This is a genomic window from Streptomyces sp. NPDC048211, from assembly GCF_043202315.1.
Lineage (GTDB): Bacteria > Actinomycetota > Actinomycetes > Streptomycetales > Streptomycetaceae > Streptomyces.
Window position 1 is genome coordinate 164,619 of sequence record NZ_JBIDAD010000001.1, and the last position, 14,339, is coordinate 178,957.

The 14,339-nt window shown below is 72.7% G+C and carries 11 protein-coding genes and 1 pseudogene; 2 read left to right on the forward strand and 10 right to left on the reverse strand.

Annotated elements, in window-relative coordinates:
- Window positions 1-294, forward strand: a pseudogene (locus tag ACGFZA_RS00745) (hypothetical protein); the annotation flags it as partial.
- Window positions 295-495: 201 nt separating this feature from the next.
- Here ACGFZA_RS00745 and ACGFZA_RS00750 read toward each other — a convergent pair.
- From ACGFZA_RS00750 to ACGFZA_RS00795, 10 genes are all read right to left on the reverse strand, one after another.
- Window positions 496-3,216, reverse strand: a complete 2,721-nt coding sequence (locus tag ACGFZA_RS00750; protein ID WP_393676265.1) for a fumarate reductase/succinate dehydrogenase flavoprotein subunit — start codon at window positions 3,214-3,216, stop codon at window positions 496-498.
- Window positions 3,217-3,292: 76 nt separating this feature from the next.
- Window positions 3,293-4,036 (reverse strand): ABC transporter ATP-binding protein, encoded by a 744-nt coding sequence (locus ACGFZA_RS00755; RefSeq protein ID WP_385274919.1) that lies wholly within the window; start codon window positions 4,034-4,036, stop codon window positions 3,293-3,295.
- Complete coding sequence (locus ACGFZA_RS00760) at window positions 4,033-4,893, reverse strand: ABC transporter permease (RefSeq protein ID WP_393676267.1); 861 nt, start codon at window positions 4,891-4,893, stop codon at window positions 4,033-4,035. Before ACGFZA_RS00760 ends, ACGFZA_RS00755 begins: the two co-directional genes overlap by 4 nt.
- Window positions 4,890-6,257, reverse strand: a complete 1,368-nt coding sequence (locus ACGFZA_RS00765) for an ABC transporter substrate-binding protein (RefSeq protein WP_393676269.1) — start codon at window positions 6,255-6,257, stop codon at window positions 4,890-4,892. The genes ACGFZA_RS00760 and ACGFZA_RS00765 overlap by 4 nt, the downstream gene beginning before the upstream one ends.
- Before the next feature lie 14 nt (window positions 6,258-6,271).
- Complete coding sequence (locus tag ACGFZA_RS00770; RefSeq protein ID WP_014054080.1) at window positions 6,272-6,499, reverse strand: ferredoxin family protein; 228 nt, start codon at window positions 6,497-6,499, stop codon at window positions 6,272-6,274.
- Window positions 6,500-6,531: 32 nt separating this feature from the next.
- Window positions 6,532-7,302: a GntR family transcriptional regulator gene (locus ACGFZA_RS00775; protein ID WP_393676272.1), complete on the reverse strand. Its 771-nt coding sequence runs from the start codon at window positions 7,300-7,302 to the stop codon at window positions 6,532-6,534.
- 131 nt (window positions 7,303-7,433) lie between these two features.
- Window positions 7,434-8,105 (reverse strand): GPP34 family phosphoprotein, encoded by a 672-nt coding sequence (locus ACGFZA_RS00780; protein WP_385274904.1) that lies wholly within the window; start codon window positions 8,103-8,105, stop codon window positions 7,434-7,436.
- Window positions 8,102-9,331, reverse strand: coding sequence for a fumarylacetoacetase (gene fahA, locus ACGFZA_RS00785; protein WP_393676274.1), 1,230 nt, complete (start codon window positions 9,329-9,331; stop codon window positions 8,102-8,104). Before fahA ends, ACGFZA_RS00780 begins: the two co-directional genes overlap by 4 nt.
- Before the next feature lie 138 nt (window positions 9,332-9,469).
- Window positions 9,470-11,464, reverse strand: a complete 1,995-nt coding sequence (locus ACGFZA_RS00790) for a CocE/NonD family hydrolase (protein WP_393676276.1) — start codon at window positions 11,462-11,464, stop codon at window positions 9,470-9,472.
- Between the two features lie 18 nt (window positions 11,465-11,482).
- Window positions 11,483-12,982, reverse strand: a complete 1,500-nt coding sequence (locus ACGFZA_RS00795; protein ID WP_385274895.1) for a peptide MFS transporter — start codon at window positions 12,980-12,982, stop codon at window positions 11,483-11,485.
- A 156-nt stretch (window positions 12,983-13,138) separates the two neighbouring features.
- Here ACGFZA_RS00795 and ACGFZA_RS00800 point away from each other — a divergent pair, with 156 nt between their 5' ends.
- Window positions 13,139-14,149 (forward strand): polyprenyl synthetase family protein, encoded by a 1,011-nt coding sequence (locus tag ACGFZA_RS00800; protein ID WP_385274892.1) that lies wholly within the window; start codon window positions 13,139-13,141, stop codon window positions 14,147-14,149.
- Window positions 14,150-14,339 lie beyond the last annotated feature (190 nt).

Here is a 14,339-nt window from a genome sequence, read left to right on the forward strand (position 1 = left end):
GCCCCGGCGACTGCGGAGACCACGGAGCCCCAGGCGCAGACAACCCCGGCGACTGCGGAGACCACGGAGCCCCAGGCGCAGACAACCCCGGCGACTGCGGAGACCACGGAGCCCCAGGCGCAGACAACCCCGGCGACTGGGGAGACCACGGAGCCCCAGGCGCAGACAACCTCGGCCCCCACCCGCAAGCCCGCTCCGGCCGGACCCGCCCGCCCCGCCCAGCCGGCCGCCCCGTCGGCCGCCTTCGACGGCGCCGAGTTCGGCTGGGACGAGGAGCCCCCGGAGTACGAGTGAGACGGGCGGGTCGCGCGGCGGGCCTACATTCGGGAGTGTGTCCAGGTCATCGGCGGTCCAGCCGCCCTCGGGCGGGACCACCCACCGCGGCTCGGGGGCCTCGGGGCCGACGCTCATTAGTGCTCCCATGGACGGAGTCGCGCGGACTTTTCAGCGTATCCGCAGGGAACCGAAAGCGGCTCCCCTGTACGTGTGAACGACTCACGCGCTCCTGACCCCCACCCCCCGCCCCGCATACGCCCGCACATCCGCGTCCGCATCCGTGACCGCCCCCGCCAGGGCCTTCCGCGCCGCCGAGTCGCCCGGGTGGCGCAGCAGGGCCAGCACCGCCGCCTTGCGCACATCGGCGTTCGGGTCGACCAGCGCACCGGCGAGCGGGGGCACCGCGAGAGCCGGGTCCGCCGAGGAGAGCGCCGTCGCCGCACCCGCGCGGACCTGCCAGGCCGGGTCCGTCAGCGCGGCCACCGCCCGCTCGGCGTACGCGGGCGGGCACCCCGTCCCCGCGAGCGCCGCCAGGGCCGCCGCCCGCACCAGCGCGTCCGGGTCGTCCAGCAGCGGCCCGAGAGGGCCCGGCGCGGGGGAGCGGACAGCGGCCAGCCCCTTCGCCACCGCCACCCGTACCTCGCGTGCCGCGTCGGAGGCTGCCCGGACCAGGCCGCCCACCGCGTCCACGGACACCAGGGCCCGGACGGTCTCGACCCGTACATCGAGATCCGGGTCGGTGAGCGTGCCGCCGTACAGCTCCGCGTCGCCGAGCCGCAGCGCCCGCAGCGTGTCCAGGGCGGCGGCGCGGACCACCGGGTCGGCCGAGGAGAGCGCGGTGACCAGGGGCGCGCGGAGGGCGGGCGAGGGTTCCAGCACCTCGACCAGTTCCCGCAGGGACGCGGCGACGGCCGTGCGCACGGGCGCGGCCGGGTCGGCGAGCGCGGCCGCCAGGGCCGGACCCGCGCCGGGCGGGGTCGACTCCGTGAGCGCGGCGACTGCCGCGCGCCGGACCGCCGGGTCGGGGTCGGCCAGGTAGGGGGTGAGGGCCGCCAGCCCGGGCTCGCCCTCGTTCAGGGCCAGCAGTTCCAGAATGCGCGGGGAGGTGGAGGAGACGGGTCCGGGGGCCTGCGGCGCGGGCGTCCGGGCGGACGCCGACACCGGCGCCGCGTCCCGCGCACCCGCCGTCCCCACCCCCTCCGGCACCACTTCGCCGATCCGCCGTACCGGCCCCCCGGCCGGCGCGAACCCCTCCACGGGGACCAGGTACGGAGCCACCGGCCGGGCCGTGAACTCCATGGCGCCGGAAGGCGACTTGTACAGGTCCAGGTGGTGGAACCAGTCCGCGTCGTCCCGCTCCGGATGGTCCGTGCGCTCGTGGTAGAGGCCCCAGCGGGACTCCGTGCGGGCGAGCGAGGAGCGGGCCGCCATCTCCGCGCAGTCCCGGATGAACGACACCTCCGCGCACCGCATCAGTTCGTGCGGGGTCTTCGCGCCCATCTCCGCGAGATCCGTCCGCATCCGCTCGAACGACTCCAGGGCGATCGAGAGCCGGGCACCGGACTTGGGCGGGGCGACGTAGTCGTTCACGAAGCGGCGCAGCTTGTACTCGACCTGCGGCTGCGGCGGCCCGTCCGGGTTGCGCAGCGGGCGGTAGACCAGCTCGTGGGCGGCGGCGAGCTGGTCGGCCGGGAGCTCGCCCTCGTACGCCGTGAACCGGGCCGCGTCCTCGCCCGCCAGATCGCCGAAGACGAACGCGCCGATCATGTAGTTGTGCGGCACGCAGGCGAGGTCGCCGGCCGCGTAGAGCCGGTCCACCGTGGTGCGGGCGTGGTCGTCGACGCGGACGCCGGAGGCCGAGTGGCCGCCGCACAGGCCGATCTCGGAGATGTGCATCTCGATGTCGTGGGTGCGGTAGTCGTGGCCGCGTCCCGCGTGGAACGTGCCACGGGTCGGCCGCTCGGTGGAGTGCAGGATCGTCTCCAGCGCGCTGACGGACTCCTCCGGCAGGTGGCTCAGCTTCAGATAGACCGGCCCCCGGTCGGAGGCGACCTCGGCCGCGAACTCCGCCATCATCCGGCCCGACCAGTAGTCGGAGTCCACGAAGCGCTCGCCGTGCCGGTTGACCTGGTAGCCGCCGAAGGGGTTGGCGACGTAGGCGCAGGCCGGGCCGTTGTAGTCCTTGATCAGCGGGTTGATCTGGAAGCACTCGATGCCGGTCAGCTCGGCACCCGCGTGGTACGCCATGGCGTAGCCGTCGCCCGCGTTGGTGGGGTTCTCGTACGTACCGTAGAGGTAGCCGGAGGCCGGCAGGCCGAGCCGTCCGCAGGCGCCCGTGGCCAGGATGACGGCCCCGGCCCGGACCGTGACGAACTGACCCGTGCGGGTGTTGAAGCCGGCCGCGCCGATGGCCCGGCCGTCGTCGCCGGTGAGGATGCGCACCGGCATGACGCGGTTCTCGATCCGGATCCGTTCGCGCATCTCGCGGCGGCGCAGCTGCCGGTAGAGGACCTTCTTCACGTCCTTGCCCTCGGGCATCGGCAGCACGTACGAGCCGGAGCGGTGGACCTGGCGCACCGCGTACTCGCCGTGCTCGTCCTTCTCGAACTTCACCCCGTACGACTCCAGCCGGCGCACCATGGCGAAGCCGCGCGTCGCGGTCTGCCGCACGGTGGACTGGTCGACGATGCCGTCGTTGGCGCGGGTGATCTCGGCGACGTAGTCGTCGGGCTCGGCGCGGCCCGGGATCACGGCGTTGTTCACGCCGTCCATGCCCATGGCGAGCGCGCCGGAGTGGCGCACGTGGGCCTTCTCCAGCAGGAGGACCGAGGCGCCGTGTTCGGCGGCGGTGAGGGCCGCCATCGTGCCGGCCGTACCGCCGCCGACCACCAGCACGTCGCAGGAGAGTTCCTCGGCGTCGGCGAGGGCGGGGATCTGCACGGGGACATGCCTTTCGGGAGGGGGAGGCCGGGGCCGGGAGAGGGGGGCGGACAGGGGACGGACGGGAGGCGGGAGTTCAGAGGGCCCGGGCGAGCGACTCCAGGACCTCGCGGCGCAGCGCGACCGTCGCCGGATCGGCGTGGGCGGCGCGTTCGCGGGGACGGGGCACGGACAGCACCCGGCCCGTCGACAGGAGCGCGACGCGGTCGCCGAGGAACAGCGCCTCGTCCACGTCGTGCGTGACGAAGACGACCGTGGCGCCGGTGCCCCGGAGCACCTCGACGAGCAGCTGCTGCATCCCGGCCCTGGTCTGGGCGTCCAGCGCGCCGAACGGCTCGTCCATCAGGACCGCGCGGGGCCCGGCGGCCAGGGCACGGGCCAGCTGGACGCGCTGGCGCTGACCGCCGGAGAGCCGGTGCGGGAGCTTGGCGGCGTGCTCGGCGAGGCCGACCCGGGCCAGCCAGCCCGCGGCGCGCTCCCGTCGTTCGGCGCGCCCCACCCCCTGGATGGCGAGGGGCAGTTCGACGTTGGCGCGGACCGTGCGCCAGGGCAGCAGCGCGTCGTCCTGGAAGACGAGGGCCCGTTCGGCGCGGGGCGCGGTGACGGGTTCGCCGTCCTGGCTCACCTCGCCGCCGAGCGCCGGCAGCAGCCCGGCCAGGGTGCGCAGCAGCGTCGACTTCCCGCAGCCGGACGGGCCGACGACGGTGAGGATCTCGCCGGGTACGACGTCGAGGTCGACCCCGTCCAGGACGGGCACCCCGGCCCGGCCGAGCGTGGCGTCGCGCAGGGTGAGCCGGACACCGTGGAGGTTCGTGCTCATGAACGCACCCGTTCCTGTGCCGTGGGGACGGAGAGGACGGCGGCCGCCGCCGGGGCGGGCCGGCGGCGTGCGGGAGCCACCGGGCGGTTCTCCGTACGCGGCAGCCACCGTGTCAGCCTGCGGCCGAGCAGTTCCACGGCCGTCGAGGTCAGCCAGCCGAGCAGTCCGATGGTGGCCATGCCGACGAAGACGCCCGGATAGTCGACGACGGTGTAGTCCTGCCAGGTGCGGTAGCCGACGCCGTACTCGCCGGAGATCATCTCGGCCGAGATGACGCAGATCCACGACACCCCGATGCCGACGGACAGCCCGCCGAGGATGCCGGGGAGCGCCCCGGGCAGCACGACGGACCACAGGATCCGCCACCGTCCGCCGCCCATCGTCAGGACGGCCTCCTCCCATACCGGCGTCAGCGCCCGCACCGCGTGCCGGGTGGAGACCATGACGGGGAAGAACGCCGCGGTGCAGGTGATGAAGACGATGCCCTGCTCGTTGCTGGGGAAGAGCAGGATCGCGACCGGGACGAGCGCGATCGCCGGGACCGGGCGCAGCACTTCGAGGACCGGGGCGAGCAGGTCGGCGGCCAGCCGCGAGCGGGCGATCGCCGTGCCGGCGGTGACGCCGAGGACGGCGGCCAGCGCGAACCCGGTGACGATCCGGGTCAGGCTGTCGGTGAGGTCCTGCCAGTACGCGTCGCCCGTGATCCGGTCCGCGTAGGCGCGGGCCACCTCCGTGACCGTGGGGAACTGCTCGAAGCGCAGCCACAGGTTGACGTCGTAGGAGGTCAGCGCCTGCCACAGGCCGAGCGCCGCGACCAGCGAGAGCGCGCGCCGGACGAGGGACCACCGGCCGCTCATGACGCGCCCCGGGCCAGGCTCAGCGCGGTGGCGTACGGGACCGTGCGGGCGCCGGGGTGGGCCTTCACATCGGCGCGGGCCGCGGACTCGGTGACATGGGGCCGCAGCGCGTCCCCGTCGGCGACCCACACCGCCCGGTCCGCGAACCAGAGGGTGCCGGTCGACGCGTCGGGGACGTACGCCACCCGGACCGCGTCGCGGTGCGCGGCCACGTACCGCAGCAGTTCGGCGGAGGTGGCGAACGCCGTCGTGGTGTCCTTCCCCTTCAGCCAGACCTCGCCGCCGCGGCGTGCGGGCGGACCGGCGGCGAGGGCCTTCGCGTAGCCGGAGCCGTACACCCGCTTCACATAGCTGTCGTCGACGAACGCGTCCACGTCCACGTCACCGACGAGCTTCGCCGAGCGCAGCACCGGGACGTCCTTCTTCAGGGCGGCGATCAGGGCGGGCTTCAGGGTGGTGTCGAAGGTGGCGATGCCCTGGGCGCCGTTGTAGAGGTGGACGACCTCGGCCGGAAGGCCGGTGGCCTTCGCGACCGACTCGGACGCCGCCACCGGGTGCGCGTGCAGGTACTCGGTCGCCCGGCCCTGGGCGCGCAGGAAGTCCTCCACCACGGCGGACCGCTTCTTCGCGAAGTCCTGGCGGACCGTGACCCCGTGGAAGGTCGGCAGCTTCAGCTCGGCGCCGTCGTACAGCGCCTTCGCCCGGCCCTGGAAGGCGAGCAGTCCGGGCCAGGCGACGAACTGCGAGAGGGCGTCCGCGCTGCCGGCCTGGAGCGCCGAAGCGCCCACCGCGGGCTGCTGGTTGAGCTTGCGGATGTCCTTCTCCGGGTCGAGCCCGGCCTGCTGGAGCGCGCGGACGAGGGTGCCGTCCGCCGCCGATCCGACGCTGGTCGACACCTTCTTGCCGCGCAGGCCGGTGAGGGAGTCCAGCTTCGAGTCCGGGGCGGTGACGACCGTGTTGAGGCCGCCGGCCAGGTTGTAGCCGGTGACCGAGACGAGCCGGGTGGGGCGGTCGAGCTGCTTGCCCCGGGCCGCGTTGATGAGCAGCGGGAAGTCGCCCATGGAACCGATGTCGATCTTTCCGGCGGTCATCTGCGCGGTGATCGGTGCGCCGGTGGCGTAGTCCTGCCACTTCACCTCGTACCTGACGCCGTCCCGCTTTCCGCGGCTGCGCAGTTCGTCCTCGAAGTAGCCGAGGGAGCGCAGCAGGGTGCCGGCGGTGACCGTGTTGATGGTCCGTGACTGGTAGCCGACGGTCACCGTGACCGTGCCGCCGTCGTCCGCGCTCGCCCCGCCGCCGCAGCCCGCGGTGAGCGTGAGGAGCAGCGCGGCGCCGGACAGGGCGCCGAATGCCTTGCGTCGCATGGGAGTCGGGCCTTTCAGCGCAGGAGGTAGGGCATGTTGACGGTCACCGCGCCGGTGGGGCACCTGGCCGCGCAGGGGCCGCAGTACCAGCACTCGTCGACGTGCATGTAGGCCTTGCCGCTGTCCGGGTGGATGGCGAGGGAGTCGAGCGGGCACATGTCGACGCAGAGGGTGCAGCCGTCGATGCACTTCGACTCGTCGATGGTCACGGGCACGTCGGCCCGCTGGGGCGCCAGAGGCATGGCGGTCTCCAGGAAAGGGGTGAGGGAGGGGTTCAGGAGCTGCGGTGCAGCACGCCGTTCATGCTGATGCGGTCACCGCGGAAGCGGATGAACTCCAGGTCGACTGGGCGTCCGTCGGCGAGATGGGTGAGGCGCTCCAGCATCAGGACGGCGGAGCCGCGCGGGGTCTCCAGGACGGCGGCGGAGTGCGCGTCGGCATTGACGGCCTCCAGGGTGATGTCGGCGCTGCCCAGCGGCTGCCCGGTCAGCGACTCCAGCAGCCGGAACACATCGGTGTTCTCCAGGTCGGCGCCGAGCAGCCCGGCGCCGAGGTCCATCGGGACGTAGGTGAGGTCGAGGGAGAGCGGCAGCCCGTTCAGGAGCCGGCGGCGCTCGATGTAGAGCACGTCGGTGTGCTCCTCGACGCCGAGCCGCCGGGCGACGGGCGCGGGTGCGGGGACGGGCCCGACGGTACGGACCTCGTTGGTGACCCGGCCGTGTTCGCGCAGGGTCTCGGCGAGTCCCTGGAGCCGGTCCACGGCGTGCGGGTACTTCTCGCCGACGACGACGGTGCCGACGCCCGGCTGCCGTTCGACGATCCCCTCGCCGCGCAGCAGATCGAGGGCCTGGCGGACGGTGTTGCGCGAGACGCGGTAGTCGGTGCCGATGGTGTCCTCGTACGGCAGGACGCCACCCGGGAACGCACCCGTGCGCACCTGGTGGCGCAGCAGGTCGGCGAGGAGCCGGGCACCGTCCGCGCGCAGCCGGCGCCGGCGGGCGGCGGCGACGGGCACGGTGTGCTCACGGATGCGTTCGGCTGGCATGCGGTGGACCATACCGACGCCGTGGCGGAGATGGTGTTGCCACAGTGTTGCGCCACTTGGGGGCCGTTACGGGACGGCTGTGACCTGCGCGGATGCGGTCCGCGGCGGAAAGATCCGCCACCGGGGCGGCGTCACGCCCCGCCAACTCCCGTCCGGCGGGCCACGGAGCGGCCCGACCTGTCCGACGCGTCCCGGCGGACGTTGCGGTAGACCGCGTGGGCGGGCCACTGCTCGTGGATCAGTGCCCGCATCGCCGCGCGGGACGCCCTTCCGGCCCCGGGCACATGCCGGTCGAGCCCGGCCGCCGTCACGAGCGAGGCCAGGGCGCGGCTGCGGTGGTCCGGCAGCCCGGCCAGCTCGGCCGCCGCGTACCGCTCCCGGACGTGCTCCGCGTAGCTCTGCGGCCCCGCCGGGTGGCGGTGGTAGGGCACCAGCCCGAGGAAGCGGCGGGTCTCCCGGAGCAGGACACCGCGCTGCACCGCCGCCTCCAGATACATGCCCCCGACCGACTGCCCGGCGCGCCGGACCCAGCCCTGGGCCGAGACGCCCGAGCGGCCCTTGCCCGGAGCGGGCAGGCTCCGCATCAGGGCGGCCAGGAGCGGGTCCGGTGGCTCCAGCGGGTCGACCGTCCGGATCTCGCCGCGTTGTCCGGTGACCCGCCCCTGCAGCTCCAGCTCCGCCAGGGCCGCCCCGGCCAGCGCGTATTCGAGGGTCCGGTTGCGGCAGTACGGTGTGCCGCGCTGCGGGTCCAGCGCGAGCAGCAGCAGTTCCTCGGGCAACGTGGGGCCGGGGGGCAGGGTCATGGCGCGGAGACGATCTGTCCGGTGACCTCGCCGAGGCCGACGCGGGTGCCGTCCGGGCCGGGGGCCCAGGCCGTCAGCGTCACCGTGTCGCCGTCCTCCAGGAACGTCCGCTTGCCCTGCGGGAGGTCGAGCGGATCGCGCCCGTTCCACGTGAGTTCGAGCAGGGAGCCCCGCTGGGCCGGTTCGGCGCCGCTGATGGTGCCGGAGCCGTACAGGTCGCCGCTGCGCAGCGAGGCGCCGTTCACCGTCATCTGCGCCAGCTGCTGGGCGGCCGTCCAGTACATGGTGGAGAACGGCGGCTCCGCGACGACCTGGCCGTTGATCGCGACGGAGAGGCGCAGGTCGAAGCCGCCGGGCTCCTCCTCGTCCGCGTCGTCGAGGTAGGGCAGCAGCGGGAAGTCGCGTGCGGGCGGCGCGGTGCGGGCCGCGTCCAGGGCCTCCAGCGGTGTCACCCACGCCGACACGGACGTCGCGAAGGACTTGCCGAGGAAGGGGCCCAGCGGGACGTACTCCCAGGCCTGGATGTCGCGCGCCGACCAGTCGTTGAGGAGCGAGAGGCCGAAGACGTGCTCGCGGAAGTCGGCCAGCGGCACCGGACGGCCCTGCTCCGAGCCGACGCCGACGACGAAGCCGACCTCGGCCTCGATGTCCAGTTTGACGGACGGGCCGAAGACGGGCGCCGGGTCGGCGGGTGCCTTGCGCTGCCCTGCCGGGCGCACCACGTCCGTACCGGAGACGACGACGGTGCCGGCCCGGCCGTGGTAACCGATCGGCAGGTGCTTCCAGTTGGGGGTGAGCGCGTCGCCGTCGGGGCGGAAGATGCGGCCGACGTTGGTGGCGTGGTGCTCGCTGGCGTAGAAGTCGACGTAGTCCGCGACCCGGTACGGCAGATGGAGCGTGACGGAACCGACGGGGTGCAGCAGCGGCTCGATGTCCGCGCGGTGGGCCGGCACCGTCACCCAGGCGGTCAGGGCCCGGCGCACATCCCGCCAGGCCGTGCGGCCGGCCGCGAGCAGGGGCATCAGGTCCGGCTGGGCCAGCAGTTGGGCATAGGGAGAACCCAGCGCGTGCGCGGCCGCCCCGGCGTCCAGCACGTGGCCGCCGATGCGCACGCCGACCCGCGTCTCGCCGGGCCGGTCGGGCGTGGAGAAGACGCCGTACGGAAGGTTGTGCGGACCGAAGGGATCGCCCTCGGCCAGTTCGAGCGGGCTGCTCTGCTCGGGCATCTGTTGCTGCCTCGCTTTCCAGGTCGCTTGGGGGACACGTTACGTGGGGGACATCCCCCAGCGGCAGTGCCTCAATCATCCCCAATGCCCGGAAAGTTCCGCCGTATCCCCGCGAACGCGGGGATACGGCGGCGGGGTTCAGCCCGACGTGCGCGGAATCCGCTTCTCCCAGGTCCGGTGGAAGACGACCTCGCCGCCCTCCTTGCAGACGACCTCGTTGGAGGTGATGAAGTCGTCGGCGTCCGCGGAGATCTCCGAGCGCGTCTCCACCAGCACGTCCCAGGACATCTCCGGCCGGTGCAGCCGGATCGTCCAGTCGGATCGGGTGTGCGCCGAGAGCGGGTCGCCCTCCTGGATCGTGTACGTCTCCACCGCGTCCTCGGTGAACTCCAGACCGTCCGGATAGACGCGGGTGCCGCCGTAGCGCGGGTCGACCTCCATCCGCCACTCGCCCTTGGCGACGTCACGGACCACCAGCCGCTCGGGGCGCTGTTCGTCGAGCGTGACGGGGAAGACGACGCCCAGGGGCTCGGACTGCTCGGGCTCCTCGAAGCGGATCGAGGGGTCCTCGGTGTGCCGGCGCACCGGCAGTTCGACGAAGCTGCCGTCGGCGTCCAGGGTGAAGCCCTTCGAGCCGGCCTGCGGCCAGATCCAGGGCCAGTACGAGGAGGAGACCGCGAGCCTGATCCGGTGGCCGGGCGGGAAGGTGTGCCCGATGCCGTTCAGGTCGAAGGTGACGTCCTCGGTCTCGCCGACGGGCCAGTCCTCCGTGCGGTCCCGGCCGTCGCGGGCGGCGAGGTTGAGGACGCCGCGGGTGACGAGGGTGGAGGCGCCGTCGGGGGCGACGTCGCAGAGCCGGGCGATCGCCTGGCCGCGCGGGACGTCCATCCGGATCCGCAGCTTCACCCGGGGGCGGCCCAGGATCTCGATCGGGGCACCCTCGACCGGGAACTCGAAGCAGAGCGACTTGGCGTCCTCGTCACGCTGGTCGGGCGGCAGGTCGGCGTCGTTGCCGAACGGGAAGAACCGCCCGGCGTCCAGCCCCGTCTGCTGCGGCGAGTCCACGATCTGCGGCCCGCCCTGGAGGGCGTACGCGACCGGCGCGACGTTCTCCGAGGGCCAGCTGGTGTCCCCGACCCAGCGGCCCGGCAGCGTCTCGTAGACCGTGGCCGGACGGTGCGACTCGCTGATCCAGGACCGCAGCAGCGGCTCCGCCATGACGCCGGTGTCCTGGTCCTTCAGATGCTGGTTCCACCAGCGCAGCGTCTCCTGGAGGAAGCCGATGCCGGGCCCGGGCGGGAGCCCGCGGTCGGGGTACTGGTGCGACCAGGGCCCGATCAGCCCGCGGACCTTCGCCGGGTCCAGGTGCTCGACGAGCCGGAGCACGGTGTCGCGGTACGGGTCGTGCCAGCCGCCCACCGCGAGGACGTTCGCCTCGATGGCGGAGTAGTCCTCGCAGACGCTGCCGTGCTTCCAGTAGGCGTCGCGCGTCTGGTGCGCCAGCCAGGTGTGGATGAAGGGGTCCACGGCTTCGAGCCGGTTCAGCCACATCTCCCGCCAGTCGTCGCCGACGTCCGCGGGGTCCGGCGGCCGGCAGACGAAGGCCAGCATGGTCGCCGCCCAGGCGTGCATGTCCACGGCGAGGACCGAGCCGCCCATGTAGTGGACGTCGTTGTCGTAGCGGTCGTCGGCCGAGCAGACGGTGACGATCGCCTTCAGCGGCTCGGGGGCCAGCGCGGCGATCTGGAGCGAGTTGAATCCGCCCCACGAGATGCCGAACATGCCGACCCGGCCCGAGCACCACTCCTGCTGCGCCAGCCAGTGGATGACGGCCACCCCGTCGGCGAGCTCCGTGGCGTCGTACTCGTCGCCCGGCATCCCCTCGCTGTTGCCGTGGCCGCGCACGTCGACCCGGACCGAGGCGTAGCCGTGGCCCGCGTACCAGGGGTGACGCTGCCAGTCGCGCGGCGCGGTCCAGTCGCTCAGCCGGTACGGCAGGTACTCCAGCAGCGCCGGGACGGGCTCGTCCGTCACCGGCCGCCAGATCCGGGCGTACAGCTGGGTGCCGTCCGGCAGCGGGATGTAGAGGTCCTCGCGGGTCGTCTCGTACGGGAACGCGGTCTGGATGTGCATGGGGGGATACCTCGTTCCTCAGCGGACGGGGTGCATGGTGCGCTTGAGCCAGGGTGCGGCGGCGATGACGGCCACACCGGCGGCCACCGCGATAGCGCCATTGACACCGAAGTAGGCGGGGTTGGAGACCTCGCCGTAGAGCTTCACGATCTGTGCCTGGATGCCGTTGGCGAGGGCCAGCGAGAGGAACCAGAGGGCCATCGTCTGGCTGGCGAACGCCTTCGGGGCGAGCTTCGTGGTCGCGGACATGCCGGAGGTCTCCAGCAGGATGTCGCCGAGCCCGAGCAGCAGGTACGAGCCGACGATCCACCAGGCGGCCATCTTGTACGTGTCGTCGGCGTGCCCGGAGGTGGGCAGGACCATCAGCAGGAACGAGAGCCCGCCGAGGATCACCCCGATCGCGATCTTGTTGGACGCGTGCGGCTGGCGGGGCCCCATCCTCGCCCAGACGGCCGCGACCACCGGGGCGAGTGCCACCTCGAAGGCGCCGAGCGCGGAGGCGTACCAGCTGGCCGGGAAGTGGAAGCCGAAGATCTCGGTACGGGCGTTGGTCGACGCGAGCAGCATCATCGTCGAGTACGCCTGGAAGAGGATGAAGTTGAAGACGACGGAGGCCAGGAACAGCACCACGTACGGGCGCAGCCTGCCGCGTTCCTCCGCGGTGACCCGGGGGCTGCGGAACATCACCACGAAGTACACGACCGGCGCGATCACGGAGACGAGTGTGAGCAGGTCGACGAAGCGGTCCATGGTGAGCCAGCCCGCGAGGGCCAGCGCGGTCGCGACGGCGGCGACCACGACGACTCCGAGGACGATGAGCCGGATCGCCCGGCGCATGGGTCCGGGGGCCAGCGGGAATTCGGCGGCGTGCTTACGCCCGGCCAGGTGACGGCGGCCCAGGACGTACTGGATCAGGCCGAGCGTCATACCGAAGGCGGCGGCGGAGAAACCCCAGTGCCAGCTCGCGTGGTCGCCGAGCCAGCCGGTGATCAGCGGGCCGAGGAACGCGCCGATGTTGATGCCCATGTAGTACAGGGCGAAGCCGGCGTCGCGGCGCTCGTCGTCGGTGCGGTAGAGCTTGCCGACCATGGTGGCGACATTGGGCTTGAGCAGGCCCGTTCCGGCGCTGATCAGTCCCAGGCCGACCCAGGTCATGACATCGGTGGGCACCGCCATGGCGTAATGCCCGCAGGCGATGAGGATGCCGCCGTACAGGACGGCGCGGTACGAGCCGAGGATCCGGTCGGCCAGCCAGCCGCCGGCCACGGAGACCAGGTAGACGAGGGTGCCGTAGGCGGCGGAGACGGACGCGGCGGTGCCGGCCTCCATCCCCATGCCGCCGTTGGCGACGGTGTCGGCGAAGTAGAGGACCAGGATCGCCTGCATGCCGAGGAACGAGAACCGCTCCCAGACTTCCAGGCCGGACAGGGTCATCAGGCCCCGTGGCTGGCCGAAGAAGGCATGGTCGTCGCCCGGCGGAGGCTGGGTGGGTTCGGTGTCTGCGGCGGTGTGGGACAAAGGGACAACTCCTGATCGTATGAGCTGATCCCGAACATACCGGCGGTGGCGGGAAGGCGCCCACGGTGATCCAAAGGGGACCGGATACGCTGACTTGAGTGATGACAGCGACACATCGACATTCCGTGTGATCGTCAGCAGACAGGAGATCCCCTCGTGACCGTCGTCGGGCCGTTCGGACTGAGCGTGCGGGACCAGGCTCTTGAGGCCGGTGTCCAGGCCGGTTTGGCTGCTGTCGAGTCGGGGTTGCTCGATGCCACCAAGAGCGAGGTGCCCTTCATCACGGAGGCCGCCCAGCACCTCGTGCGCGCGGGCGGAAAGCGGTTCAGGCCCCTGCTGGCGATGCTCGCCGCCCAGTTCGGCGACGCGGACGCCCCGGGCGTGGTGCCCGCCGCCGTGGTCGTCGAGCTGACCCACCTCGCGACGCTGTACCACGACGACGTGATGGACGAGGCGGACGTACGCCGCGGAGTCGACAGCGCCAATTCCCGCTGGGGCAACTCGGTGGCCGTGCTGACCGGCGACTTCCTCTTCGCGCGCGCCTCGCACATCCTGGCCGACCTCGGCCCCGAGGCCGTCCGCATCCAGGCGGAGGCGTTCGAGCGCCTGGTCACCGGCCAGATCCTGGAGACCGCCGGCCCGCGCGACGGGCGCGACCCGGTCGAGCACTACCTCGACGTGATGCGCGGCAAGACCGGCTCGCTGATCGCCGTCGCCTGCCGGTTCGGCGCGATGATGTCCGGCGCCGACGAGTCGACGACCGACATCCTCACCCAGTACGGCGAGCGCCTCGGCGTCGCCTTCCAGCTCGCCGACGACGTCCTCGACATCGCCTCCGACTCCCATGAGTCCGGCAAGACCCCCGGCACCGACCTCCTCGAAGGCATCCCGACCCTGCCCGTCCTCCACCTGAGGGCGCAGGCCGCCGCCGATGGCAAGCCGGACGACCTGGAGCTCGTCGAGCTGCTGGACGGCGACCTCGGCGAACCGGGCAGGCTCGACGAGGCGCTGCGCCGGCTCCGCGCCCACCCGGCGCTCGACCAGGCACGACGCGACACGGTCCGGTACGCCCAGGAGGCGCGGGCCACCCTGACGCCGCTGCCCTCGTGCTACGCCAAGGACGCTCTCGAAGAGATGTGCGACGCCGTGGTGCACCGCGCCGGCTGAGCGCCCCGCGCCGGAACCCCTACGGGGTGGCGCGGGAGCCACCGCCCGGTGTCATCCCGGAGAGGTACGCGGAGTTGCTCCCGCGGGCTGACGCCTGAAGCCGCCTGATTTGGTCAGATGGAGAACAACCACTCCTGACCAAAACGGGTGAGAATGGCGGCACGGAGTGGACGAGTGCATCCGGACGGAA

Bases quoted from the DNA above. Each gene is read 5' to 3' on its own strand.
- ACGFZA_RS00790 (WP_393676276.1), bottom strand. From the start codon at position 11,464: ATGCACATCCAGACCGCGTTCCCGTACGAGACGACCCGCGAGGACCTC.
- ACGFZA_RS00760 (WP_393676267.1), bottom strand. From the start codon at position 4,893: ATGAGCGGCCGGTGGTCCCTCGTCCGGCGCGCGCTCTCGCTGGTCGCG.
- ACGFZA_RS00780 (WP_385274904.1), bottom strand. From the start codon at position 8,105: ATGACCCTGCCCCCCGGCCCCACGTTGCCCGAGGAACTGCTGCTGCTC.
- ACGFZA_RS00775 (WP_393676272.1), bottom strand. From the start codon at position 7,302: ATGCCAGCCGAACGCATCCGTGAGCACACCGTGCCCGTCGCCGCCGCC.
- fahA (WP_393676274.1), bottom strand. From the start codon at position 9,331: ATGCCCGAGCAGAGCAGCCCGCTCGAACTGGCCGAGGGCGATCCCTTC.
- ACGFZA_RS00755 (WP_385274919.1), bottom strand. From the start codon at position 4,036: ATGAGCACGAACCTCCACGGTGTCCGGCTCACCCTGCGCGACGCCACG.
- ACGFZA_RS00770 (WP_014054080.1), bottom strand. From the start codon at position 6,499: ATGCCTCTGGCGCCCCAGCGGGCCGACGTGCCCGTGACCATCGACGAG.
- ACGFZA_RS00765 (WP_393676269.1), bottom strand. From the start codon at position 6,257: ATGCGACGCAAGGCATTCGGCGCCCTGTCCGGCGCCGCGCTGCTCCTC.